A 23,117-nucleotide genomic window follows, 5' to 3' on the forward strand; every position below is an offset into this window, starting at 1 on the left:
CTCCGCCGTTACGGCCGCCCAGTCTCGCACCGGCCCGCCTCCCGCGTCCCACCGGGCCCCCCGGCCGGGGGCGTTCACTTCCCGGCGGTGATCGCGATGCCGTTCGGCACGCGCCGTTCCTGGCCCTGCTGGAGGTGGTTGCGGATGGCGACCTTCCCGGTCGCGGGGTCGCGTACGGCGAGGGTGGAGGAGGCGCCGCCGTCCATGTAGAGGCCTTCGACGCAGCCGAGCGAGCGCAGCACGTCGGCGAGTTCACGCACGGTCAGACCGGTGGAGGTGCCCTCCCGGCCGTCGGTGACCAGCAGGAACAGCGTGTCGCCGCCCTCGCCGACGCCCACCGCCGAGCGGGGCTCCGCGGTGCGCGCGTCCAGGCCCGGCAAGGGCCGGTGGTCGCGCAGCACGGTGTGCGCGCCCAGCGCGAAGCGGAAGGGGACCCCCGGGCCGGAGTCCAGGTCGTACGCGATCCGGACGCGCGTGCCGGGGACCAGGGCGCGGAGCGCGTCCGCGCCCGCCTCCCGGCCCAACAGGATCTGGGTGTCGGCGTCGACGGGCCCGCTGCCGGGGGTGTCGGAACCGGAGACCACCTCGCCCCGGCGGACGGTGACCTCGTAGACCTCTTCCGAGCAGGGCGCCGCGCGGCTCCTGTCGGTGCCGCACACCGCCCGCGCGCGGGACGCGGAGCCCCAGTGCGAGGTGAACAGGCCGACGGAACCGACGGGCAGGGCGTACTGGTTGTACCCGCCCAGGGCGAGCCGTCCCGCCGGGGTCTCCACGCGGCCGACCAGCTTCAGCCGGCCGCTGCGCGCCTTGCCGTCGGTGCCGACGCCGACCACGTCCCGGGCGCTGTCACCCGCCGGGGGCTTCCAGCCGAACCGCTGCCCTTCGGGTACGGCGGCCTTGAGCGCGCGGCCGTCCTTCACCTCCGGGCCCGACGGGGAGCCGGTGGCGGCGATCCCGGGGTGCTGGCTCTCCACCATGTGGAAGAAGTCCCCGTTCACCGCGGCCACGGCTCCCTGCCGCCGGGCCATCTGCGACACCGGGGCCCGGCCGCTGACGGAGCCGGGGTACAGCAGGTCGGCCCGCACTCCGGGCGTACGCAGATCGACTTCGACGAGATGGAGGCGGGCGCTGCCGTGCGAGGTGGGGACGGTGAACTCCCGGTAGGTCACGCCGGGCGCCGGGTGCTCGGGGCGGGTCGCCTCCGGTCCGGGCGCTGCCGGGCGGGCGGTCTCCGGGCGGGCCGCCGCCGGCCGGGCCGGGACGGCGGCGAGACCGACCGCGGCCAGGACCGCGACGGCGGCGAGGCGGGGGAACCTCTTCATCGCGTCATCGTGGGTGATGGTCCGTGAGCAGGCCCGCAGACCCGCCGGGTTCGGGCCCGGTTCACACCGACGTGTGCCGGCGCGGGGTCAGGGGAGTTCGGCGAGCCGTCCCTCGCCGACGATGACGACGCCGCCGCCGACCTCCACCGTGCGCACGTCCGTCCCGTGACCGTGCGCGCTGATGGTCATCTCGCTGGGCCGGCCGGTGAAACGTCCCTGCCGCAGCACGGCCCGCTCCCCGTCGCCGAGCCGGCCGTGGCGGCGCAGGTACGCCGCCGCGCAGCCCGCTCCGCTGCCGGTGGCCGTGTCCTCCAGGAGGCCGTCGTTGGTCCAGTGCCTCCCTTCCATCGCGGTGACGTCGAGGAGGTAGGCGTACGCGGCCCCCAGGCGGGCCAGGGGCGCGTCGAGCGGGGTGGCGACGCGGGCCCGGGCCAGTGCGTCACCCCGCACGGGAACGACCAGGTAGCGCAGTCCGGCGGACACCGTCTCCGGTGGCAGCCGCGGGTCGAGGTCGTCGGCGCCGAGGGAGAACCAGGAGGCGATGGCGGCCCGGGTGGCCCGGTCCGGGCCGTGCGGGCCGCGGGTGAACTCGGCGGGACCCTGGTCCAGGGTGCCCTCGTAACGGCGCGGTCCGTTGCGGCGGGTGACGGCCTCCACCGTGCGGGAGCGCAGCCGCAGGGTCCACCTGACACGGTCGTCGGGAACGCCGTCCGCGGCGTCGGCGGCGTGCTGGTCGTGGAGCACGCCCGCGGCGCCGAGCAGGGGGTGTCCCGCGAAGTCGAGTTCCCCCGTGAGGTCGAAGACCCGGGCCCGGTGGGTGCGCGGGCGCGCCGGGTCCCGTGCCAGGAAGACCGATTCGAAGTGGCGCAGTTCCCTGGTGATGCTCAGCATCCGGTCGCCGGTGAGGCCTTCGGCCTCGGGGAAGACCGCGAGGCTGTTGCCGCTGTAGGGGCGGGCGGTGAAGACGTCGACGTGGGTGTAGCGCACGAGGTGCTCCCTGTGGGATTCGGGCGGGCGGGGTCGGGGGCGCGTGGGGCCGGGGCGGGTCAGGGGCGCGAGGCGGGCGCGGGGTCGGACCGTTGCGCGCCGGACGGCAGTTCGCGGGCCGTGCGCAGCGGCGAGAGGAGGAGGGGAAGTACGGCCAGGAGTTCGCCCAGGGCCCCGGTCCACAGGGCCGGCCGGGCTCCGAAGTACCGGCCCAGCAGCCCTCCGGCGAGCGCGCCGACCGGCATGGACCCCCAGACCACGAAGCGGAAGGTCGCGGTCATCCGGCCCAGGAGCGGTTCGGGGCACAGCCGCTGCCGGTAGGCGACCGAGGTCACCTTGAAGGTCATGAAGGCCGTCCACCCCAGTCCCTGGAGGGCCACTGCCACGGCGAACCGCCAGTCGGCCCGGTAGAAGGGCAGCGCGAGCACCCACAGCAGCCCGCTGACGACCACCGACGCGCACATCGCGCGTCCCTGGCCCCATCGGGCGGCGATCCGGCCGGTGAGCAGGCTGCCGATCAGGCCGCCCACGGCTTCGGCGGTGAACACCGCGCCGCAGAGCAGCGGGGGCAGCCCGAGGTCCCCGGCGAGCAGCACCAGCAGCATGGAGGCGCCGATGGTCCCGCACAGGTTGGAGACGGCGGCGGCGAGGGTGAGTGCCCGCAGGACCGGGTTCCGGAAGACGAGGCGGAGCCCTTCCGCGATCTCGGCGCGCAGTGTGGTGCCGGGCCGCTCCCCGTCCCGCCGGCCGAGGGGGCGCACGCGCGAGAGGAACAGCGCCGAGACGCCGTAGCTGAGGGCGTCGGCGGCGAGGGCGAGGGGCGCGGTGAGGGCGCCGACGAGGGCTCCGGCCAGGCCGGGGCCCCCGACCTGGGTGATGTTGCGGCCGGCTTCGAGCCGGACGTTCGCCCGCACCAGCCCGGTCCCGCCCACCAGGCGCGGCAGTGCGCTCTGGGCGGCCACGTCGAAGAAGACCGTGCACACCGACATCCCGAAGGCGACGGCGTACAGCTGAGGGAGCGTCAGCGCGTCCCGCCACGCCGCGACCGGGACGGAGAGGAGCAGGGCGGCGCGGCCGAGGTCGCCCGCGACCATCACGGGGCGCAGCGGCAGCCGGTCCACCCAGGCACCGGCGGGCAGGCCGATGAGGAGGAAGGCGAGGTACTCGGACGCGACGAGCAGGCCGACCTCGAACGGGGTGGCGTCGAGGGTGCCGATGGCCACGAGGGGCAGCGCGAGCAGGGTCACGGCGGATCCGCACTGGCTCACAAGGTCGGCGATCCACAGCGGGCGGAAACCGGAGCCGAGGGCCGGACCGGCTCGGCGGGGGCGCGGGGCGGCGCCGGGGCGGGGGTGCGTCATGGATGCGAAGATCACCGGCGCGGGGGCGGCGCGGCCATTGTTTTAGTCTGGGCCGAAAGCTGGTGCGGGCGGGCGTCCCGCCGGACGGGGGCGCGGGCATGGGTGAGGTGCGGTTCGGGGTGCGGGACGTCGCGGGCGTCAGGTTCGCGATCTCACCGCTGTGGGAGACCGTCACCAGCTTCCGGGCCGTGGCGGATCCGGGCCGCTACGCCGTCCACCTGCCGTGGCTCACCTCGGTACGGGCGCTGCGGACGGACCGGGCCCTGGCCGTGCGGACCGCCCCCTTGCGGGCCCTGACCGCCGTGGACCGGCCCGGGGCGCGTCCGCCGGCGGACGTACCGGCCTTCCTGACGCCCCCTCCGCGCTGCCCCCTGGCCGAGTTCGAGGAGGAGCTCGCGCTGCTGGCGGTCCCACCCGCCGGGGTGGCCGGGATGGCCCCGCCGGACCCGGCGGACGCCCTGCGCGCCTGGTGGGAGGCGGCGGTCCGGCCCTGTTGGCCCCGCGTCCGGGCGGTCCTGGAGGCGGACATCGCCTACCGGACCCGGCAGTTGGCCGAGGACGGCATCCAGGAGGTGCTCTCCCGGCTCCATCCCGCGCTGCGCTGGACGGGCGACCGCCTGGTCTCCCCCGAGCTGGGCCCGGCGGTCCTCGACCTGGACGGCGGGGGGATCACCCTGGCCCCGAGCGCCTTCGCGGTCCGCTGCCACCTGCTGACCGGGCCCGGGCCGACACCGCCGGCCGTCGTCTACCCGGCGCGGGCGGTGGGCACGCTGTGGGAGCGGCGCGGTGTCCCCGGCGAGGGGCTGGCGCGTCTGCTGGGGCGCAGCCGGGCCCTGCTCCTCTCGTGCACGAGCTCGCCCGCCACCACGACCCAGCTGGCGGCCCGGACGGGGCTCAGCCTCGGCGCGGTCTCGCAGCACCTCGGGGTGCTGCGGGACGCCGGTCTCGTCACGAGCCACCGCTACCGGCGCGAGGTGCACTACGCGACCAGCGAGCTGGGCGACGCCCTGCTGGAGCGGGCGTAGGGTCCGGGCCCTCCCCCGGCCGGGCCCGGCCCGTTCACCGGGCCCGGCGGCCGGCGGTCAGCCCGACCGGCCGGACGGCGGGCCGGACGGACGGGTCGCCGGGGCGGCGGGCCAGGGGGGCGAGGGAGGCGCAGAAGAGGGCCGCGGCGAGGGGCATCAGGTCGAGGCCGCCGGCCGCCGCGGTGGCGGTTCCGGCCACCGCCGCCAGGGGGCTCCAGAGGCTGACGCGACGCCGGGCGGAGAGCTGGACGAGGATCCAGATCAGGCCGACGTAGAAGAGCAGCGGGCCCACGCCGTACACCGCCGGCACCACCCCGGGGTGACTCTGCACCTGCTCGAACAACCGCTCCATGCCGGGCCGGTCGGTGGCGCGGAGGCCGACGTACAGGTCGATGCACGACTGGACGGTCACGGCCAGGGTGCCGGCCAGCCCGAGGGCCGTCGCGGCGCCGGCGCTCAGCCGCCCGGCGGGCCCCGCGTCCGGCCGTGCCAGCGTCCACAGCCGGGCGAAGACCGGCACGAACAACAGCATGGCGACGGTCAGCGCGAGGTGCCCGGTGGTCCATACGGGGCCGGGGCCGTGGTCCGGATCGGTGAGCCGGATGGCACCGTAGGCGAGGATGAGGAGCGGCGCCGTCACGAAGGCGGCCCGTGTCAGGGCCGTCCGGGCGGAACGGCGGGGTCGACGAGTCATGAGTCGATCTTGTCCGTGGGGCCGGCCGCCGGACATCGGGCATCACCCCGACCCCACCCCGAACCGACCCCGAGCCCGCTCGGGGCTCACAGCTCAGGGCTCACCGCCCGGAGCGGAAGGAAGCACCATGAGCGGCGACATCCCCGCCAGGATCCTCCTGATCGTGAAGGACCGCAGGCTCTGGGGGCTGCTCGAACGGCTCCTCGTCTCCGCCGGCTACGTGGTCCTCGACGGCGGGAGCGGCCGGGAGACGGTGGCCCTGCTGGAGCGCGAGGCGCCCGTGGGCCTGGTGGTCTGCGAGCGCACCGGTCCCGGGCTCGACGAGGTGGCACTGTTCGAGGAGATCCGGCGGGATCCCGGACACGGGCGGGTCCCGATCCTCGCTCTGCCCCCGGCCGACCCGGAGTGCACCGTCCAGGCGTTGAAGGCGGGAGTGGACGAGGTCCTCGCGAAGCCCTTCCATCCGAACAACCTCCTCGACCGCGTGCACCGCCTCACCCGGGGCGGGCGCGACTGACCCGGGGCGGGACGGTGGCGCCACGGGGCGGCGGGGCCGCCGGGCGCCACGGGGTCAGGCGATCAGCCAGCTCTGGAACGCCGACCCGGTCGCGGCCTGCTGGGTGACGGCGGCCCCGTCCGTTCCGGAGGCGGTGGTGAGCAGGAGCCCGCTCTTCCCGTTCGTCACCGAGGAGCCGCCGCCCGGCAGCCCGGCTGTCCTCCAGCGCTGGCCGTCGCCGCCGGTGCAGACGGCCTGGACGACGGCCGCGCCGGCCGAGGCGGAGCCGCCCTCGATGTCCGCGCAGAGCCCGGAGGCCACGTTGACCAGGGTGTGGGTGCCGTCGGGGCCGGGGGTGAGCCGCCACTGCTGGTTGGGGCCGCCGTGGGGTGTCCAGGTGATCAGCCGGGTGCCGGGGGCGGTGGAGCCCGCCGGGTCGTCGAGGGCCTTGCCGGCGGCCGTGAGGGTGCGCGGGGCCGGCGACGGGCCGGCGTAGACCTCGAACTCGTGGAGGGAGTAGCCGTAGGCGGTGCCGCGCCGGGTGCCGAGGACGCGGATGTACCGGCCGGTCCCGGTCAGGCCGGTGAGGTCCTGGACTCCCCCGGTGCCCGTGGTGGTGGAGTGGATGGTGCGCCAGGTGGTGGCGTCGTCGGAGAGCTGGATCTGGAAGGACTTCGCGTACGCCGCCTCCCAGCGCAGGACGACGCGGCCGACGTCGCGCGGGGCGCCGAGGTCCACCTGGAGCCACTGGGGGTCGGCGTAGGCGCTGGACCAGCGGGTGCCTGGGTCGCCGTCGGTGGCGGCCGCCGCCGGGAAGTCCGCGGTCTCGGTGCTGGAGGCGGTGGTCGGGCGGCCCAGGGCGAGGTTGCCGGGCAGGGCGGCGCCGGGCCAGGCCGGGTTGTGGCCGACGGCCGCCACGATCGGGGTGAAGGCGGCGTACGTGGGCACCGGCTTCGGAGAGCCCCAGGTCTGCTGGGCCAGTCCGCGCAGCGGGTACATGATCCCGGCCGCGATCTGGTCCTCGGTCTCGGCGGTGGGGTTGTCGCACCAGACGTGGAGCAGGGAGCCGGGGTTGCGGGTGGGGTCGGAGAGGGTGGCTCCGCCCTCGAAGCGGTCCGCGGTCCAGGTCTCGTACATCCACTTGGTGTCGGGTTTGGCTCCGCCGAGGACGTAGTAGGTGGGCGTCCAGGAGGCGTTGGCGACGGTGTGCCCGGCGGCGGCGAGCTGCTGCGGGGTGAGGCCGTAGGTGTACCAGTACTCGACCAGGATGCCGGGGTGCGGGGTGAGGGTGCCGTCGCCGGACTTGATGCCGTCGTTCCACATCCTGGTGGTCTTGCCGGCCGCCCGGACCAGGTCGTCCGCCCAGTTGACGAACCCGTAGTAGGTGTCCTTGGCGGTGGCGCCGGCGCCGTAGTGGGCGCGGGCGTAGGCGAGGAGCTGCGGGTACTTGGTGTAGTCGGTGACGTATTCGTCCGCGCCTATGTGCCAGTACGGGGCCGGGAACAGCGGCAGGTACTCGGTGACGAGGTCCTTGACCAGCGCGTACGAACCGGGCAGCGAGAGGTCGATGAAGTCGGGGCTGGCTGCTCCGGAGGCGCTCGTGAGCCTGAGTTCGGGGTGGGCGGCGAGGACGGCGTTCATATGGCCCGGGGTGTCGATCTCCGGGACGATGGTGACGTGGTACTTGCGGCCCAGGGCGACGAGGTCGGCGATGTCCTGCTTGGAGTAGTGGTCGGCGGAGACGACCTCCGGGTGGGTGGAGCTCTCCAGGCGGAAGCCGAAGGTGTCCGACAGGTGGAAGTGGAAGTAGTTGAGCTTGAGGTAGGCCAGTTCCTTGATGTGCCGCCGCAGCCATTCGACGGTGAAGAACTTGCGCCCCTGGTCGACCATGAGCCCGCGCTCGGGCTTGTCCGGCCAGTCGACGGCGGTGCCCGCCGGCACGGCGGCGGACCGGTGGAGCAGTTGCAGGACGGTGCGGGTGCCGTTGAAGGCGCCGGTGGCGGTGGCGGCCCGGAGGGTGAGGGCCGGTCCGACGGTCATCCGGTAGCCCTCGGGCGGCAGGGCGGGATCGTCCAGGCCGATCCCGATGTCCCCGGCGGCCGGAGTGCCGGTGACCACGGGGACCTGGTGCCCGGTCAGCGCCGTGAGGTCCTCGGCGAAGGTGGCGGCCTCGCCGGAGAGCCGGTCGGCCGCTGCGGGGTCGACGACGATCCGGGCGGCGGCGGTGAAGGAGTAGGGATCGGCGGCCGACGCGGTCCACTCCCGCAGGGCGGGAACGGTCTGCGGCGGGGTCACCGCCGAGGCGGCCTCACGGTCGGCGACGGCCGCGGGACGCGTGTCCGCGGCCGCGGAAGCCCCGTGGGCCGCGGCGCCGGGCGCTGTCAGTACGGACACCGCGCAGGCGGTGGCGACCAGGAATCCGAGCGGGCGCATGGCTGCCTCCAGCCGGGTGGGGCCGCGGAACACGGGTGCCCAGTGCAGCGCAGCGTCACGTACATGTCAAGAGATGCTCGGAACGGCGCGGAATCGAGCACCCTCGCGCATTTTCCCGCCGATCGCGCGGATCCCGCCGCCCCGCACGGGCACGGGACCCGCGACGGGAAACGTCGGGATCCGTCTTCGGCCGGGGCGGCCACGCGCCGCTCTATGGTGGGCCCATGACGGAACAGAAGGCGTTCGGCGTGGGCCCCTCGAAGATCGAGATCGCCTACGAGCGTTTCGGTGATCCGCGCGATCCGGCGGTGCTGCTGGTCATGGGCATCGCCGTGCAGATGCTGGGCTGGCCCGAGGGATTCTGCGCCGAGCTCACCTCGCGCGGGGTGCAGGTGATCCGGTTCGACAACCGCGACGTCGGGCTGTCCTCGCACTTCCCGGACGCACCCGTCCCGGACGTCCGCGCGGCGCTCGCCGGGGACCTGTCCTCGGCCTCGTACACCCTCTCCGACATGGCGGCCGACGGCGTCGGCCTGCTCGACGCGCTGGAGATCGACGGCGCGCACGTCGTCGGCCTGTCCATGGGCGGTGCGATCGCCCAGACGATGGCGCTCGAACATCCGGGCCGGGTGCGTTCGCTGACCTCGTTGATGTCCACGACGGGCGACCTCTCCGTCGGACGGCCGAGGCCCGAGGCGCTGGGGGCCCTGGCGGCGCCGGTCGCGACGGCGCGCGAGGAGGTCGTCGAGCGGATGGTGCGGACCGTACGGGTCCTCGGGTCGCCCGGTTTCCCGTTCGACGAGGCGGCCGTGCGCGACCGGGCGGCCCGCGCCTACGACCGGTCCCACGACCCCCTCGGCGTCGCCCGCCAGGCGGTGGCCTCGATCGCGGCCGGGGACCGTACGGAGCGGCTCCGCGCGCTGGCGGTGCCCACCCTGGTCATCCACGGCGCCGACGACCCGATGTGCGACGTCAGCGGGGGGCGGGCCACCGCCGACGCCGTCCCCGGCGCCGAGTTCGTGACCTTCGAGGGGATGGGCCACGACCTGCCGCGCGCCCTGTGGCCGGAGATCGCGTCGCTGATCACCGGGCTCGTCCGGCGCGCGGAGGCGGTCGCACCGGTCCGCTGAGACGCCGGGCGGCGGCGGGGTCAGGGCCGGTCGAACCAGGAGAAGGCGGCGATCCGCCAGCCCTGCGGGGTGCGGACGAACTGGATGGTCTTGGTGCCGCCGCCCTCGAAGGGTTCGCCGTCCAGGGTCCCGGACTTGCGGTACTCGCCGAAGCGTGACGCGATGCCACCCTCGATCTCGGTCCGTTCCGAGACCTCCCACTCGCTGAACCCGACCAGCCGGCCGTCCTTCAGGAGGCGCTCGCGGGGCTCGATGAACTCGTCCACGGTGTACACCGTGAACTCCGGTCCGGTATGCACGATCACACCGCCGGGCAGGATCAGCCGGCGGAGCCGGGCCACGTCGGCGCCCCCGCCGTCCCGGTTGTCGAAGGCGGCGAAGAACTCGGCGGTCAGCGCGTCTATTTCGGTCTTGGACATGGGCGCGACGGTAACACCGGGAGGCCTCGGGTCACGGGGGAAGGCCGGGTTTCCCCCGGGCGGAGCCGGGCCTCAGCCACGGCCGGGATGGTGGGCGAGGGCGGCGTGGGGGTCGTGGCCGCCGGCGTGGACGTGGTCCGTGTGGACCGTCGCCGCCGTCAGCCTCGGCACCGCGTGGATCAGGGCGTGCTCCGCGGCGACCGCCAGGCGGTGGGCCTGGACGACGCTCAGGTCGGGGCCGACCACGATGTCGGCCTCGGCGCGCAGGGCGTGACCGATCCACCGCATGCGCAACTGGCCGACGTCCAGCACCCCCTCGACGCGGCGCAGCGCGCGCTCGGCGGTGTCGACGAGGGCGGGGTCGACGGAGTCCATCAGCCGTCGGCCGACCTGGCGGGCGGAATCACCCAGGACCAGCAGGATCGCGAGGGTGATCAGCAGGCCGACCACCGGGTCGGCGCTGCGCCAGCCGAGGGCGGACCCGCCTGCGCCGAGGAGGACGGCCAGCGAGGTGAAACCGTCGGTACGGGCGTGGAGCCCGTCGGCGACCAGCGCGGCGGAGCCGATCCTGCGGCCGGTGCGGATGCGGTGGCGGGCCACCCATTCGTTGCCGGCGAACCCGGCCAGCGCCGCGGCGGCGACGGCCCACAGGTGGCTGACGTCGCGGGGGTGCAGCAGCCGGTCGACGGCCGCCCAGGCCGCGAGGGCCGCGGAGGCGGCGATGGTGAGGACGATCAGCACGCCCGCCAGGTCCTCGGCCCGGCCGTAACCGTAGGTGTAACGGCGGTTCGCCGCCCGGCGGCCGAGGACGAAGGCGATGCCCAGGGGGACGGCCGTCAGGGCGTCGGCGGCGTTGTGCACGGTGTCGCCGAGGAGCGCCACCGACCCGGACAGGACCACGATCACCGCCTGGACGGCGGTGGTGACGCCGAGGACGGCGAGCGAGGCCCACAGGGTGCGCATCCCCTCGCGGGAGGTCTCCATCGCCGCGTCGACCTTGTCCGCGGTCTCGTGGCCGTGCGGGGTGAGCAGGTGGGTGAGCCGGTGCCGGAGGCCGTCGCCCCGGCCGTGCCCGTGGCCGCCGGCGTGGTCGTCGCCGTGGCCGTGGCCGTCGCCGTGGCCGTCGCCGTGGGTGGGGCCGTGGTGATCGCCGTGGTGGTGTGCGGGGGTGTGGGTGCTCTCGTTGGCCTCCATACGTTCACCGTGGCACACGGAGCCGATTGCGGCTACGGCCGTCGTACGCCCCGTGACCAGGTGCGACGTCCTCGCAACTACGCTCCGTGGGACGGACGGCGGGGCGCGCTCAGCGCAGCACGCGCGGCAGGCGGAGACTGAGGAGCACGGTGACCGCGATCATGCCCAGCTGGACGAGCAGCGCCACGGTCAGGGCCGTCCCCATGCCCGCCCCGGGCACCAGGGCGAGGAAGAGGCTGCCCAGGGTCGCCACGCCCAGGGCGAGCGCCGACTGCTGGGTGGTGACCATGACCCCGCCGCCCACGCCGGCCCGGTCGGCCGGGACGTCCGACAGCATCATCCGCATCAGCACGGGCAGTTGCAGGCCCTGACCGAGGCCCGCCACGGCGACCGCGGGAGCGAGGGCGGCGAGGCCGACGTCCGGCCAGTCGGCGCGGACGGTCAGCAGGAGCAGGCCGATGCCCAGGCCCTGGAGCAGCCCGCCCGCGGTGACGACCCGGCTGCCGAAGCGTCCGACCAGCTTCGGGCCGGCCAGGGACGCGGCGAAGAAGGCCACGGCCATCGGCACCAGCGCCAGCCCGGCGGACACCGGCCCCATCCGCAGGCCCTGCTGCAGGGCGACGGCCACGACGAACATGAAACCGCTGAAGCCCATCGAGAAGGGCACCATCAGCACCAGGCCGCGCCGCAGCGACTCCAGCCGCAGCAGGCTCGGCGGCACGAGCGGGGTACGGCCCAGCCGGTCCGCGCGCCGCTCCGTGAGGTAGAAGGCCGCGGCCGCGAACGGGAACACGGCGAGCGAGAGCCAGGTCCACAGCGGCCAGCCGGTCGCCCTGCCCTCGGTCAGCGGCAGCAGCAGGGACACCAGCGACAGGCCGAGCAGCAGCGTGCCGGGTACGTCGACCGAGGCCGGGCGGTCCGAGCGGGTCTCGGGGACGTACCGCGCGGCGAGGACCAGACCGAGGACCACGACGGGCACGTTCACCAGGAACACCGAGCGCCAGCCGGACCCGGCGAGGTCCGCGGCGACCAGCACCCCGCCGAGGATCTGCCCGGTGACCATGGACAGCCCGGCGGTGGCCCCGTAGAGGCTCATCGCGCGGGCCCGGCGCGGGCCCTGGGTGGTGGCCTGGATGGTGGCCAGCACCTGCGGCAGCATCAGCGCCGCGGCCGCTCCCTGGGCCACCCGGGCCCCGACCAGGGTCCATGCCGTGGGGGCCAGTCCGCAGGCCAGCGAGGTGAGGCCGAAGGCGGCCATGCCGATGAGGAAGAGCCTGCGCCGCCCGGCGGTGTCACCGAGGCGGCCGCCGAGCACCAGCAGGACGGCGTAGGCGACTCCGTAGCCGCCGACGATCAGTTCCAGCATCGCGGGGCCGGCGGCGAGGTCGCTGTCGATGGCCGGCAGCGCCACGTTGACGATGAAGAAGTCGATCAGAGGCAGGGCCGCGCCCAGCAGTACGGTGAACAGGCCCAGCGGGTTCAGCGCCGCGCCCGTCCCGGCGTCCGGGTACGTGGGGCGGGAGGGGGACGGATGGTTCGTACGTACGGTGGTCTCACTCACACCCAGGACGATCCTCCAGCACCCAGTCTGGTACCAGAGTCTTCTTATCCTGGTATTGGCACTACCTGGCACCCGGATGCCGGCTGCGGCACCCTGGAGTCATGACCACTGTGGCCCCCGAGAGCGACGTACGCCGGCACGAGCTGGCCGATTTCCTGCGCAGCCGCCGCGAGCGGATCACGCCCGAGCAGGTCGGGCTGGTGCGCGGCCGCCGCCGGCGCACGCCGGGGCTGCGCCGCGAGGAGGTGGCCCAGCTCTCCGCGGTGGGCGTCACCTGGTACACCTGGCTGGAGCAGGCCCGCGCGATCCAGGTGTCGCCGCAGGTGCTGGACGCCCTGGCGCGCGCCCTGCTGCTGGACCCCAGCGAGCGGGCGCACCTGTTCGCGCTGGCCGACAGCACCGATCCGGCGTCGCACACGCCCTGCCCCAGTGTGACCCCGGCCCTGCGCGCGATGCTCGACCAGCTGGATCCGGTTCCGGCCTGCGTCCAGAACAGCCGGTACGACATCCTCGCGTACAACACCACGTACGGGCGGCTGTTGTGCGATCTGGACCGGCTGCGGCCCGAGGAACGCAACTGCATGTGGCTCGCCTTCACGAACCCGGACTGGCGGGCGGCCGTCGTCGACCTGCCCGAGGTGAACCGGATGATGGCGGCCAAGTTCCGGGCGTCGATGGCGGAGCACCTGGCCGAGCCGACGTGGAAGGCGCTGCTGGCCAGGCTGGAGGCGGCCTCGGCCGAGTTCCGGGAGATCTGGGCGCGGCACGAGGTGGTCGGGCCGGGCGGGAAGGCGAAGTACATCTTCAACGCCCACGTGGGCCTGCTGCACCTGGAGCACACCAACCTCTGGCTGGGTCCGGCGGCCGGACCTCGGCTGGTGACGTACGTCCCGCTGGACGAGGAGAGCCGCGAGCGCCTCGAACGCCTCGGTTCCCTCCGGTCCCCGGACACCGCCGCCCCGGCGGTGGCAGCCGCCCTCGCGTCCTGAAGGCTCCTGCCCTGAAGTCGACTTGACGGCGGGCGGCTGCGGCGAAAGCGGCCCGCCCCGCCGTGCGGGGGGCCACCATGACGGTGCGGCAGTCCCCGACACGACAGGAGCGCGACCGTGGCCCGTCCCGGCGACCTCACCGACCCCTACGCACCGTCCGCCCTGCACGACGTGATGTTCGGGCACGTACACGCCGCGGCCCTGCGGGCCGTGGCCGTCCACCGGATCCCCGACCACCTCGCCGACGGCCCCCGCACGGCCGAGGAACTCGCCGCCCGGACCGGCACCGACGCCGCTGCCCTGCGGCGCCTCCTGCGTCTGCTCGCGGTCCGCGGGCTGTTCCGCGAGGACGAGCGGGGCGCCTTCCGGCTGGAGGAGAGCGGGCGCCCGCTGCGCACCGACGCGCCGGACTCACAGCACGCCGGCGTGCTCATGATCACCGATCCGATGTTCGCGCGGTCCGCGGCCGAGCTCCCCGGGACGCTGAGCACCGGGGAGTCCTCCTTCGAACTGGCCCACGGCGTGCCCTTCTTCGAGTACCTCCTCAAGTCCCCCGCCGAACGGTCCGTCTTCGACGCCGGCATGGCCTCGCTCTCCGGCCCCGCCGACGAACTGATCGCGGGGAGCTACGCGTTCCCCGAGGGCTCCCGCGTCATCGACGTCGGCGGCGGGCGGGGCGGGCTGCTGCGGGCCGTGCTCGGCCGGTGGCCCTCGCTGGAGGGCGTCCTGTTCGACCGGCCCGCCACGGTGGCCGAACACCTGCTGGACCAGCCCGGTATCGCGGGGCGGTGGCGGGTCGAGGGCGGGGACTTCTTCACCGCCGTACCGTCCGGCGGCGACTTCTACGTCCTCAAGCACGTCCTGCACGACTGGAGCGACGAGGACGCCCTGCGCATCCTCGAATCCGTCCGCCGCGCGGCGGCGCCCGGCGCCCGGCTGCTGATCGCGGACGCGGTGCTGCCCGGGAGCGGCGTGCCGCATCCGGCGGTGGAACTGGACATCGTCATGCTGATGGTGGTCCGGGGCCGCGAGCGCACCGCGGCCGAGTTCGAGTCGATGCTCGCACGGTCCGGGTTCCGGCTGCACCGGATCCTGCCGACGCCCGCGCTGCCCTCGGTCATCGAGGCCGTCGCGGTGTGAGGGCGCGGGCGCTGTTACCGTGCGGGCATGCGTGCTCCCATCGGCTCCTTCGACCTCGCCCGGCCCGCCCCCGACTGCCTGGAAGAACTCGTCCCGCCCGTGGCGGCGGCACTCCGCGCCCTCGCGGCGGACCTGCCCGTCGAGCGGATCGTGTACGTCGACACGGATCCGGCCGTCGCCGACACGGCCGCCTTCGTGGAGCACTACGGGCGCGACCTGCTGGCCCGATCGGCGAACTGCGTGGTGGTGGCCGCGCGGCGCGGGGGCGAGACCGCGCTCGCCGCCTGCCTGGTGCCCTCGGCGTCCCGGGCCGACGTCAACGGCGTGGTCCGGCGGCACCTGGGGGCCCGGAAGGTGTCCTTCGCGCCGATGGACACGGCCGTGGAGCTGACCGGGATGGAGTACGGGGGCATCACCCCGCTGGGCCTCCCGTCCGACTGGCCCCTGCTGGTGGACCCCGCCGTCGTCGACATGCCGTACTGCCTGGTGGGCAGCGGCCGCCGCCGCGGCAAGCTCATCGCCCCGGGCGACCTCTTCGCCCGACTGCCCGGCGCCGAGGTGATCGAGGGCCTGTCGGCCTAGAACCCCGGGGCCCGGCCCTGCCCCGCCTGACGGGCCGGCCGGCTGAGGCATCCGCAGAACGGGATCGTCCACCGCCTCACCCGGCGGCGTGCCGGCGCGGTGCAGGCGCCACCCTTCGCCATCGGCCATTCGGGTCGCCGCCGCCCCCCGGGTGTCCGGGGCGCTCCTAGGATGGGGCGCGCCGCGGCTCCAGGAGCCGCGTTTCGCGTTCACGAGCGGGGAGTTGAGGCATGAAGCGGTTGCGGGTGCTGGTGGCGATCGGGGTCCTGGCACTGGGTTCGGCCGGTGCGGGGACCGCCCAGGCCGCTCCGGTGTCCCGATCCGGCTGTCCGACGGCGGAGGTCTTCGCCACGGACAACACGGCGGTCATCACGGATCCGGCCGACCCCCGGCTGCGGACGCGCCTGACGCGCTTCGACCACGAGGTGCGGGGCATCGTCCGGGCGCACGGCGCGCTGACGGCCGGCTCGACCCTGCTGGACGGGGTGTTCTGGTCCGGCGAGCAGAAGCAGACCACGTACGAGCGGTCGCGGGAGTTCGACGTCGAGCGCGTGGGGCGGGACGGTCTGCACCACATCGCCGACGTCATCCGCAAGCAGTACGACCAGGAGTCGGTGCTGACGTTCCGCTGTCTGCCGCGCACCTCGCCGGAGACCGACGCGGTGGAGGTGCGGGCCGCCGGGGTCAGCCCCACCCGGCTGCGCGAAGCGCTGGTCGCGGACCCCGAGGCCCGCGAGCGGCTCGGCGGCGGCTCGGTCACCCTGGGCGGGGAGCTGATCCTCATCGCCCCGGTGTCCGACCTGCCGCTGGCCCGCAGGTTCACGGCCGCCCTCGGGGTCGACTGGAGCCGTGCGGAAGTGCGTTACGGTGACGAGGAGTTCGTGGCCTGATCCGTCGGCCCGCGCCTGACGCCCGCCCCGGGACGGCGGCCGCGTCCGGCTGGGCTGCGCGCCACGGGGGAATCCGCAGACAGGCAGGGTGAACATGTTCGAGTCGGTCCAGGACAATCCGTACCCCGACACCCACGTCCTCGGCGAGGGCCCCGAACCGCACCCGCTGCTGCGGCCGGTGCTGCCGCTGATCGGGCGTTGGCACGGGCGCGGGGAGGGCGAGTACCCGACGCTGGAGCAGGACTTCCGGTACGAGCAGGAGCTCACCTTCAGCCACGACGGCCGTCCGTTCCTGCGCTACGAGGCGCGCGCCTGGCTGATCGACGGATCCGGGGCGCCGGTGCGGCCGGCGGGGCGGGAGGCCGGGTGGTGGCGGGTGACCCCCGACGCCTCCCTGGAGGTGGTGCTCGCGCACCCGACCGGCATCGTCGAGACCTACGTCGGCCGGGTGTCCGGGACCGAGGTGGAGATCGAGACGAAGGACGTGGCGCTGACCCCGCTGGCCAAGGAGGTCACGGCCACCCGCCGTCACTACACGCTCGACGGCGACCGGATGACGGTCGTTCACGACATGGCAGCCGTGGGCCGGCCCCTGCAGCACCACCTCACCGCGCACCTGCGCCGCCGCCCCTCCTCCTGACCGGCACGCCCCCGGGGGTGGCACCAGCACCACCCCCGGGACGGATGCCAGGGGGATCGCCGCGGGACCCCCGGGGCGGAGAGGGTGGGGTGACCGATCCACTCCACCGGGGGGAACCCGACCGTGCACCTCTTCCGCAAGCCCGCGCGCTGGGCCGCGACCGCCGCCTGCGGGCTGCTCGCCCTCGCAGCCCTGCCCGCCTCACCCGCCGCCGCGGCCGCTCCGCCGGCCGGCGCGCCCGCCGTTCCCGGGCGGTACGCCCACCAGCGGCTCGACTGGCGTCCCTGTCCGTCCGGTTCGCTCGAATGCGCCTCCATGACGGTGCCGCGCGACTGGTACCACCCCGGCGAGGGAGCGGACCTCACGGTCACGGTGTCCCGCCACCGGGCCGCCGGTCCCGCCGCCCGGCGCGGTGTGCTGATGATGGCCGCGGGCGGGCCCGGCGCCTCGGGGCTGGGCCGGCCCGAGGGGCTGGCCTCTTACGCCCCGAAGCTGGCGGCCGCGTACGACATCGTCGGCTTCGACCAGCGAGGGGTCGGGGCCAGTACGAACGTGGTCTGCTCGGACCAGGACGCCGTCGACGACATGTTCGGCGGCGGCGACCTGCGCGACCGCTCGCCGGAGGCGGTGAACGGCACGCTGGAGCGGGCGCGGCGGTTCGTTCGGGACTGCCGGAACAACTCGGGCGGTCTGCTGCCCTTCATCACCACCGATCAGGCCGTGCGCGACATGGACCTGTACCGCGCGCTGCTGGGGACCGAGCGGATCTCCTACTACGGCCCCTCGTACGCCACCTTCCTCGGTGCCCAGTACGCGCGGACGTTCCCGCGCCGGGTCGACCGCATGGTCCTCGACAGCGCCATCGACGCCACCGCCGGCTGGGAGGAGTTCATGACGGGGCAGCCGCTGAGCTTCCAGCGGCGCTTCGAGGAGGACTTCCTGCCCTGGCTGGCCCTCCATGACGACGTCTACCACCTGGGGCGGACCCCGCAGGAGGCCAAGGCCGGCTACGAGCGTCTGCGCGCCGCGCTCCGCGACCGCCCGCTGGACCTGGAGGGGACGCGGGTCACCCCCGACCGCCTCGACGCGGCCACGACGTCGATCATCTACAGCGGCAGCCGCTTCCCCGACCTCGCGGCCGTGCTCGGCCTGCTCCAGAACCCGGACGCCGCGCCGCCCGCCGCCCGGCAGGCCCTCGCCGCGAAGCTCAGGCATCCGCTGGGGGCGGCGTTCGCGGCGGACTTCTTCTCGGTCGTCTGCCAGGACTCCCCGTGGGACCGTGACCTCGACCACTGGGTGGCGCGCAGCGGGGCCGACGCCCGCACCCACCCCATGATCGGGGCCCGGGAGCTGTCGTACGCGGCGGTCTGCGCCCAGTGGCCGCGCTCGCGCGCGCCCCGGCCCGCAGGGAACGGCCGGGAGCTGCCGCCCATCCTGATGCTGGGCTCGACGCACGACCCGGCCACCTACTACGAGGGCGCCGTACGGGCACACCAGCGGCTGGCGGGCTCTCGCATGATCACCGTGCACGGCGGCGACCACGGCGTGTACCAGGCGGGCAACGCCTGCGTCGACGGGTACGTGGAGGGGTTCCTGGCCGACGGCCGGATGCCGGCCGCGGACGCCGCCTGCGAGGGGAATCCGCTGCCGGTCCCCGCGGCGCCGGCCCGGGGCTGATCCGGCAGGGGCCCGGCGCACGGCGCACGGGCCCCCAGCCGGCCCGGACCGGCTCGCCCCGGGGCCTCAGGGCCTCGGGGCCTCAGGGCCTCGGGGCCTCAGGGCCTGGGCTCAGGGCCTCAGGCCGAGGAGCCGCTGTCCACGACGAGGTCGGACCCGACGACCGCGCCGGCGGCGGGCGAGGCGAGGTAGAGGACGGCCGCGGCCACCTCCTCGGCCTCCGCGGCCCGCCCGAGCGGGGTCTGCGTCTTCATCCGCCCGGTGCGCTCGGCCTCCGTCTCGCCCGGCAGCAGTGACATGGGCGCGACGGAGGCTCCCGGGCTGACGGCGTTGATGCGGACGCCGTCCTGGACGTGGTCGAGGGCGGCGGCGCGGGTGAGGGCGGAGACGGCGGCCTTCGAGGTGATGTACGCGGCGGCGCCGGGGACGCGGCGGTGGGCGCCGAGGTTGGAGGAGATGTTGACGATGGCGCCGCCGCCGTTCTCCCTCATGTGCGCGATCTCGTGCTTCATCGCCAGCCAGACGCCGGTGACGTTGGTGCGCAGCACCGCGTCCCAGTCCTCCTCGTCCACGTCGGCGACGGGGCCCGCGCCGCGCAGTATCCCCGCGTTGTTGACGGCGATGTCCAGGCCGCCGAAACGGGTGACGCTCGCGTGGACGAGGTCGCGCAGGCTGTCGGAGTCGGTGACGTCCGCGGTGACGGCGGCCGCGGCCCCGCCGGCCGCCCCGATGAGGGCGACCGTCTCCTCCAGCGGGGCCGCGGTGCGTCCCGCGGCGACCACTGACGCGCCCTCGGCGGCGAAGGCCAGGGCGATCGCCCGGCCGAGGCCGGAGCCCGCGCCGGTCACCAGGACGGTCTTGCCGGTGAAGCGGTGCTGCATGTCGATGACTCCTTCGAGGGAGGGGCACCCGCCCCATATTTGACTGATCGGTTCAGAATTCGGTGCCGCGGAAGGGGAGCCCGAAGGCCCCCCTTCCGCACGGTCTTCAGTCCAGCAGGGCCAGGGCCTGCTCGGCGGCGTCCCGCACCCTGGCGGGGTCCCCGCAGGCCTTGCCCACGATCCGTACGCCCTGGAGCAGCACCAGCAGCATGCGGGCCAGCGCGCGGGGGTCGCGGTCCGGGGCCAGCTCACCCTGCCCCTGGGCCCGTACGAGGGCCGAGTGGAGCAGGGTTTCCAGGCGGTCCCAGCCCGCCTCGACCCGGCGGGCCGCGGCCGTGTCGTGCGAGGCCAGCTCGGCGGCGGTGTTGGTGACGAAACAGCCGTTCAACCTCTCCTGCGGCGCGCCCGCCTCGGCGGCGAAGCGGCGCACCACCGCCCTGACCGCGGGCAGCGCGGGCCCCGGCCGCGACAGCTCCGCGAGGAGCAGCAGGTCACGGGATTCGGCGTAGCGGTCGAGCGCCTTCAGGTAGAGCTCGTGCTTGCTGCCGAAGGTCGCGTAGATGCTCGCGCGGCCGATGCCGAGGCACTCGACGAGGTCGGTCACCGACGTCGCCTCGTAGCCGCGCCGCCAGAACAGCTCAAGAGCCGACTGCAGCACGGCGTCCGGATCGAATTCCTTGGTCCTGGCCATGCCCAAGATCATAGAAGATTCTGGAACGAACAGTCAATAAATCGGGGCCGGGGCTCGCCTCCCCGCCCCGGCGCGCCCCGGCGGCCCATCCGTGCTGTGCTCGTAAGAGGAGGGGCAACGGGAGGAAGGTACGCAGTCACCGACCCAGAGGAGGAACCATGACCAGGAACCTGCGGGCCCGGGACATCATGACCGGGGACGTGCAGTGCGTACGGGAGGACCAGTCCCTGCTGGACGCGTCGCGCATGATGCGCGACCTGAACGTCGGCGCCCTGCCCATCTGCGGGAACGACGGACGCCTCCAGGGAATGATCACCGACCGCGACATCGTCGTGAAGTGCTGCGCCGAGGGCCGGGAGCCGGCCGGGGTGCGTGCCGGTGAGCTGGGCGGGGTCCTGCACTGGGTGGACGGCGAGACCACCGCCCAGGAGGCCCTGGACACCATGGAGGTCCACCAGATCAAGCGGCTGCCCGTCATCGACATGGCCGGGGGCCACCGGCTCGTGGGCATGATCACCGAGGCCAACCTCGCCAAGAACCTCTCCGACGCGGACATCGCGGAGTTCGCGGTGCGCGTCTACGCCGCCAACTGACGACCGCGCCCGGTGCCACCGGGCGGCCGTCCCCGCGGGCCGTCGCCAGGGCCTAGAGGGGGTGGCCGTCCGGGCCGGTGTGGTCCGCCTGGCTGGTGAACTTGTTGAGGAAGACGTCGTAGAGGCCGTCGGGGCGGCGGGTGAAGGTGGCCCCGTCCTGCCAGGTGCCGTTGTCGGGCCACCACTGGCTGCCGTAGGGGTCGCCCTGGTTCTGGTGGATGTTGTGCATGCCCAGGCCGCCGTGGTCGAAGGGCTGGCCGAGGATCAGGATCGGCCGGCCGATGACGAGGATCGGCTCCAGCGCCCCCGCGGCGTCCAGATTGGAGCCGGAGATCCACGGGCGGGGAGGGTCCAGCCGGTCCAGGAGGTGCTGGATCCACGCGGGCGGGCGGCGGACGAAGAGGCAGCCGGGGCTGTCCACGAGGGCCGGGTGGCGCAGGTAGTCGACGGCGCCCGAGCCGGACGACATCGACAGGTCGTGGTAGCCGGCGGCCAGCGCGGGCAGCGGGTCGAGCTGCGAGGCGGACAGGGTGAAGGTCTTCCACCGGACGCCGGTGGCGGACTCCTTGCTGTCCACGTCGACGGCGCACCGGTAGCGCCCGGCGGGCGCGTCGACCTCCAGGTTGACGTGGAACCAGTGCCCCTGGGTGTCGGGCTGGTCGCGGAAGTGGCTGTGCAGCGTCCCTGACAGCACGCCGTAGGAGTCGAGCGGCATGACCGTCAGTCAACCACCGCCGGCCCGTCGGCCGGGGGGACTCGCTCGACTGCCGCCGCCCGTGGCCACGGGCGGCGGTACCCGGTCACCCGCCGGTGTGGTCGCGGTCGGCGGCCGGCCGGCCGGATCCACCGGCGGACCCCCGGCGCGGTGGCCGTCAGTTGGCGCAGTCGGTGTCGCGGGCGGGGCGCCGGCCGGTGGTGAGGAAGGTGGTGACGGTGCGGTCCGCGCAGGCGTTGCCGTTGCCGAGGTAGAGGCCGTGGCCGCCCTGCTCGACGGTGACGAGGACCGCCCGGTCACCCAGGGCCTCGCGCATCTTCAGGCCCTTGGAGTGGGGCGTGGAGGGGTCGCGGCGGCTCTGGACCATGAGGATGTCGGACGGACCGTTCGCGGTGATCCGGGTCGGCTTCTGCTCCGGGGCGTCCTTCCAGTAGGCGCAGGGCAGCACGTTGACGGGCATGCCCGCGGTGAGGGGGTGGCGGGCGCGGTCCTCGTCCACGGCGCGCTGGCCCGCGGCGGCGCCCTCGCGCGGCCAGGCCACGTCGTTGCAGAGCACGGCGACCAGCTGGGCGGCGTCCTCGTCGCGCAGCGGCTGGGCCAGCTCCGGCGGGAGGACGGGGGTGGCCGCCGGGTCCCGGAGGGAGACGAGGAGTTTGGCAAAGGCGGGGAAGGCGGAGTCGCCGTACAGGGCGTTCTGCAGGGCCTGGCGCAGGCCGTTGCCGGTCAGGGGCACGCCCGGGGTGGTCGTCGGCCGCGGGGTGCGGTCCAGGGAGGCGGCGAGGGCCAGCAGCTGCGGCTCCACGTCCCCGGGGTCGCGGGCCAGCCGCAGGCCGTCGCGGTCCCGGTCGGGGTGGGCGGCCCAGGCGGCGAAGTCGGGGAAGCGGTCGTCGGCGCCCTGGCCCATGTTCGCCAGCCAGCCCCGGGCGAGGCGGGTGGGGTCGGGGTCGCCGCTGCTGTCCAGGACCCAGCGGTCGGTGCGCTCCGGGTGCTTCTGCGCGTACACGGCGCCGACGTAGGTCCCGTACGAGACGCCCCAGGCGGAGATCTTGCGTTCGCCGAGGACCTCGCGGAGCCGGTCCATGTCGGCCACCTCGTTCGCGGTGGTGAAACTGCGCAGCACGGGGCCGCCGTTGCGGGCGCAGGCCTCGGCGATGCGCTCGGAGCGGGCGACGTTCTCGGAGATGTCGCCGTTGGGGGCGGGCCAGGCGCGCAGGCTGGTGAGGTAGCGGTCGCCGGGGGTGAGACCGCAGGAGGCGGTGGTGCTGCCGCCGACGCCGCGGGGGTCGAAGGCGACGAGGTCGTAGGCGCCGGCGAGCTGCTTCTGGAGCGCGGCGCCCTTCTGCGTGAGGCGCTGGACGCCCGAGCCGCCGGGTCCGCCGGGGATGACGACCAGGGTGCCGCGCCGGGCCTCGGGGCGGTCGCTGCGGACGCGGGAGACGGCGACGGTGATCTGCGGGCCGGCCGGGTTCGCGTAGTCGAGGGGGACGGGCAGGTCGGCGCACTCCTGGGTGGCGGGGCCGCCCGGCTTCGCGCAGGGGTGCCAGACGAGCCGGGGAAGCTGCGCTCCCGCCCCGGGAGCCGTGGCCGCCGCCGGGACGACGGCGCTCAGGGTGGTGGCGGCGGTGGCGGCGCAGAGGGCGAGGAGGAGGGCCTTGTTCCTGGAATTCGTCATGGGGCAAGCCTCGTTGTCCGCGGCC

The 23,117-nt window shown here is 74.7% G+C and carries 22 protein-coding genes; 10 read left to right on the forward strand and 12 right to left on the reverse strand.

Going from position 1 to position 23,117, the window contains the following annotated elements; translation table 11 throughout:
- Positions 1-74: 74 nt before the first annotated feature.
- From ACZ5D2_RS17240 to ACZ5D2_RS17250, 3 genes are all read right to left on the reverse strand, one after another.
- Positions 75-1,322, reverse strand: a complete 1,248-nt coding sequence (locus ACZ5D2_RS17240) for a phosphodiester glycosidase family protein (RefSeq protein WP_468930062.1) — start codon at positions 1,320-1,322, stop codon at positions 75-77.
- Between the two features lie 87 nt (positions 1,323-1,409).
- Positions 1,410-2,309, reverse strand: a complete 900-nt coding sequence (locus ACZ5D2_RS17245) for a PhzF family phenazine biosynthesis protein (RefSeq protein WP_468930065.1) — start codon at positions 2,307-2,309, stop codon at positions 1,410-1,412.
- A gap of 59 nt (positions 2,310-2,368) precedes the next feature.
- Entirely contained in the window at positions 2,369-3,670 is a 1,302-nt protein-coding gene (locus tag ACZ5D2_RS17250) for an MFS transporter (protein WP_371675075.1), read from the reverse strand.
- 98 nt (positions 3,671-3,768) lie between these two features.
- Between ACZ5D2_RS17250 and ACZ5D2_RS17255 the strand changes: the two genes are divergently transcribed.
- The gene (locus ACZ5D2_RS17255) at positions 3,769-4,695 is read left to right on the forward strand and encodes an ArsR/SmtB family transcription factor (RefSeq protein ID WP_468930068.1); all 927 of its coding nucleotides are present in this window, start codon (positions 3,769-3,771) and stop codon (positions 4,693-4,695) included.
- A 34-nt stretch (positions 4,696-4,729) separates the two neighbouring features.
- Here ACZ5D2_RS17255 and ACZ5D2_RS17260 read toward each other — a convergent pair whose 3' ends face one another.
- A complete protein-coding gene (locus tag ACZ5D2_RS17260; RefSeq protein ID WP_468930071.1) occupies positions 4,730-5,389 on the reverse strand; it encodes a hypothetical protein in 660 nt (219 codons plus the stop codon).
- Positions 5,390-5,516: 127 nt separating this feature from the next.
- Here ACZ5D2_RS17260 and ACZ5D2_RS17265 point away from each other — a divergent pair, with 127 nt between their 5' ends.
- On the forward strand, positions 5,517-5,906 hold the full coding sequence (locus tag ACZ5D2_RS17265; RefSeq protein WP_468930074.1) for a response regulator: 390 nt from the start codon (positions 5,517-5,519) through the stop codon (positions 5,904-5,906).
- 54 nt (positions 5,907-5,960) lie between these two features.
- Here the strand turns inward: ACZ5D2_RS17265 and ACZ5D2_RS17270 are convergent, their stop codons facing one another.
- Complete coding sequence (locus ACZ5D2_RS17270; RefSeq protein WP_468930077.1) at positions 5,961-8,318, reverse strand: family 20 glycosylhydrolase; 2,358 nt, start codon at positions 8,316-8,318, stop codon at positions 5,961-5,963.
- A gap of 224 nt (positions 8,319-8,542) precedes the next feature.
- Here ACZ5D2_RS17270 and ACZ5D2_RS17275 point away from each other — a divergent pair, with 224 nt between their 5' ends.
- Positions 8,543-9,448, forward strand: a complete 906-nt coding sequence (locus tag ACZ5D2_RS17275; protein ID WP_371675080.1) for an alpha/beta fold hydrolase — start codon at positions 8,543-8,545, stop codon at positions 9,446-9,448.
- Positions 9,449-9,468: 20 nt separating this feature from the next.
- Here ACZ5D2_RS17275 and ACZ5D2_RS17280 read toward each other — a convergent pair whose 3' ends face one another.
- The 3 genes from ACZ5D2_RS17280 to ACZ5D2_RS17290 all read right to left on the reverse strand — a co-directional run bounded on the left by ACZ5D2_RS17280 (position 9,469) and on the right by ACZ5D2_RS17290 (position 12,622).
- A complete protein-coding gene (locus ACZ5D2_RS17280) occupies positions 9,469-9,867 on the reverse strand; it encodes a nuclear transport factor 2 family protein (protein ID WP_266846204.1) in 399 nt (132 codons plus the stop codon).
- Positions 9,868-9,939: 72 nt separating this feature from the next.
- Positions 9,940-11,061: a cation diffusion facilitator family transporter gene (locus tag ACZ5D2_RS17285; RefSeq protein WP_371675081.1), complete on the reverse strand. Its 1,122-nt coding sequence runs from the start codon at positions 11,059-11,061 to the stop codon at positions 9,940-9,942.
- Between the two features lie 109 nt (positions 11,062-11,170).
- Positions 11,171-12,622: an MFS transporter gene (locus ACZ5D2_RS17290; RefSeq protein WP_371675082.1), complete on the reverse strand. Its 1,452-nt coding sequence runs from the start codon at positions 12,620-12,622 to the stop codon at positions 11,171-11,173.
- Between the two features lie 101 nt (positions 12,623-12,723).
- Here ACZ5D2_RS17290 and ACZ5D2_RS17295 point away from each other — a divergent pair, with 101 nt between their 5' ends.
- The 6 genes from ACZ5D2_RS17295 to ACZ5D2_RS17320 all read left to right on the forward strand — a co-directional run bounded on the left by ACZ5D2_RS17295 (position 12,724) and on the right by ACZ5D2_RS17320 (position 18,540).
- Positions 12,724-13,611 (forward strand): MmyB family transcriptional regulator, encoded by an 888-nt coding sequence (locus tag ACZ5D2_RS17295; protein ID WP_371675083.1) that lies wholly within the window; start codon positions 12,724-12,726, stop codon positions 13,609-13,611.
- A 117-nt stretch (positions 13,612-13,728) separates the two neighbouring features.
- Positions 13,729-14,751: a methyltransferase gene (locus ACZ5D2_RS17300; protein ID WP_371675084.1), complete on the forward strand. Its 1,023-nt coding sequence runs from the start codon at positions 13,729-13,731 to the stop codon at positions 14,749-14,751.
- A gap of 27 nt (positions 14,752-14,778) precedes the next feature.
- Positions 14,779-15,333: a YbaK/EbsC family protein gene (locus ACZ5D2_RS17305; protein WP_371675085.1), complete on the forward strand. Its 555-nt coding sequence runs from the start codon at positions 14,779-14,781 to the stop codon at positions 15,331-15,333.
- A gap of 230 nt (positions 15,334-15,563) precedes the next feature.
- Positions 15,564-16,223 (forward strand): hypothetical protein, encoded by a 660-nt coding sequence (locus tag ACZ5D2_RS17310; RefSeq protein WP_468930085.1) that lies wholly within the window; start codon positions 15,564-15,566, stop codon positions 16,221-16,223.
- A 94-nt stretch (positions 16,224-16,317) separates the two neighbouring features.
- On the forward strand, positions 16,318-16,863 hold the full coding sequence (locus tag ACZ5D2_RS17315; protein WP_371681069.1) for a heme-binding beta-barrel domain-containing protein: 546 nt from the start codon (positions 16,318-16,320) through the stop codon (positions 16,861-16,863).
- A gap of 123 nt (positions 16,864-16,986) precedes the next feature.
- Entirely contained in the window at positions 16,987-18,540 is a 1,554-nt protein-coding gene (locus tag ACZ5D2_RS17320) for an alpha/beta hydrolase (protein ID WP_371675087.1), read from the forward strand.
- A gap of 119 nt (positions 18,541-18,659) precedes the next feature.
- On the opposite strand, the gene ACZ5D2_RS17325 is transcribed toward ACZ5D2_RS17320, so the two are convergent.
- Together ACZ5D2_RS17325 and ACZ5D2_RS17330 are read right to left on the reverse strand one after the other, a co-directional pair.
- The gene (locus ACZ5D2_RS17325; protein ID WP_371675088.1) at positions 18,660-19,421 is read right to left on the reverse strand and encodes an SDR family NAD(P)-dependent oxidoreductase; all 762 of its coding nucleotides are present in this window, start codon (positions 19,419-19,421) and stop codon (positions 18,660-18,662) included.
- A 106-nt stretch (positions 19,422-19,527) separates the two neighbouring features.
- Positions 19,528-20,112, reverse strand: a complete 585-nt coding sequence (locus ACZ5D2_RS17330) for a TetR/AcrR family transcriptional regulator (RefSeq protein ID WP_371675089.1) — start codon at positions 20,110-20,112, stop codon at positions 19,528-19,530.
- A gap of 158 nt (positions 20,113-20,270) precedes the next feature.
- Here ACZ5D2_RS17330 and ACZ5D2_RS17335 point away from each other — a divergent pair, with 158 nt between their 5' ends.
- The gene (locus tag ACZ5D2_RS17335; RefSeq protein WP_266846192.1) at positions 20,271-20,705 is read left to right on the forward strand and encodes a CBS domain-containing protein; all 435 of its coding nucleotides are present in this window, start codon (positions 20,271-20,273) and stop codon (positions 20,703-20,705) included.
- Positions 20,706-20,757: 52 nt separating this feature from the next.
- Here the strand turns inward: ACZ5D2_RS17335 and ACZ5D2_RS17340 are convergent, their stop codons facing one another.
- Positions 20,758-21,420 carry a DUF2278 family protein gene (locus ACZ5D2_RS17340; protein WP_468930091.1) on the reverse strand — a complete coding sequence of 221 codons (663 nt, stop codon included), beginning with the start codon at positions 21,418-21,420 and terminating at the stop codon, positions 20,758-20,760.
- A gap of 157 nt (positions 21,421-21,577) precedes the next feature.
- Positions 21,578-23,092 carry an alpha/beta hydrolase gene (locus tag ACZ5D2_RS17345; RefSeq protein WP_371675091.1) on the reverse strand — a complete coding sequence of 505 codons (1,515 nt, stop codon included), beginning with the start codon at positions 23,090-23,092 and terminating at the stop codon, positions 21,578-21,580.
- Positions 23,093-23,117: the final 25 nt, after the last annotated feature.

Source organism: Streptomyces sp. NPDC031479, from assembly GCF_055581065.1.

Coding starts and splice junctions, on each gene's coding strand:
- ACZ5D2_RS17240 (WP_468930062.1), bottom strand. CDS start 1,322: ATGAAGAGGTTCCCCCGCCTCGCCGCCGTCGCGGTCCTGGCCGCGGTC.
- ACZ5D2_RS17250 (WP_371675075.1), bottom strand. CDS start 3,670: ATGACGCACCCCCGCCCCGGCGCCGCCCCGCGCCCCCGCCGAGCCGGT.
- ACZ5D2_RS17255 (WP_468930068.1), top strand. CDS start 3,769: ATGGGTGAGGTGCGGTTCGGGGTGCGGGACGTCGCGGGCGTCAGGTTC.
- ACZ5D2_RS17260 (WP_468930071.1), bottom strand. CDS start 5,389: ATGACTCGTCGACCCCGCCGTTCCGCCCGGACGGCCCTGACACGGGCC.
- ACZ5D2_RS17265 (WP_468930074.1), top strand. CDS start 5,517: ATGAGCGGCGACATCCCCGCCAGGATCCTCCTGATCGTGAAGGACCGC.
- ACZ5D2_RS17270 (WP_468930077.1), bottom strand. CDS start 8,318: ATGCGCCCGCTCGGATTCCTGGTCGCCACCGCCTGCGCGGTGTCCGTA.
- ACZ5D2_RS17275 (WP_371675080.1), top strand. CDS start 8,543: ATGACGGAACAGAAGGCGTTCGGCGTGGGCCCCTCGAAGATCGAGATC.
- ACZ5D2_RS17280 (WP_266846204.1), bottom strand. CDS start 9,867: ATGTCCAAGACCGAAATAGACGCGCTGACCGCCGAGTTCTTCGCCGCC.
- ACZ5D2_RS17285 (WP_371675081.1), bottom strand. CDS start 11,061: ATGGAGGCCAACGAGAGCACCCACACCCCCGCACACCACCACGGCGAT.
- ACZ5D2_RS17295 (WP_371675083.1), top strand. CDS start 12,724: ATGACCACTGTGGCCCCCGAGAGCGACGTACGCCGGCACGAGCTGGCC.
- ACZ5D2_RS17305 (WP_371675085.1), top strand. CDS start 14,779: ATGCGTGCTCCCATCGGCTCCTTCGACCTCGCCCGGCCCGCCCCCGAC.
- ACZ5D2_RS17310 (WP_468930085.1), top strand. CDS start 15,564: ATGAAGCGGTTGCGGGTGCTGGTGGCGATCGGGGTCCTGGCACTGGGT.
- ACZ5D2_RS17315 (WP_371681069.1), top strand. CDS start 16,318: ATGTTCGAGTCGGTCCAGGACAATCCGTACCCCGACACCCACGTCCTC.
- ACZ5D2_RS17325 (WP_371675088.1), bottom strand. CDS start 19,421: ATGCAGCACCGCTTCACCGGCAAGACCGTCCTGGTGACCGGCGCGGGC.
- ACZ5D2_RS17330 (WP_371675089.1), bottom strand. CDS start 20,112: ATGGCCAGGACCAAGGAATTCGATCCGGACGCCGTGCTGCAGTCGGCT.
- ACZ5D2_RS17335 (WP_266846192.1), top strand. CDS start 20,271: ATGACCAGGAACCTGCGGGCCCGGGACATCATGACCGGGGACGTGCAG.
- ACZ5D2_RS17340 (WP_468930091.1), bottom strand. CDS start 21,420: ATGCCGCTCGACTCCTACGGCGTGCTGTCAGGGACGCTGCACAGCCAC.
- ACZ5D2_RS17345 (WP_371675091.1), bottom strand. CDS start 23,092: ATGACGAATTCCAGGAACAAGGCCCTCCTCCTCGCCCTCTGCGCCGCC.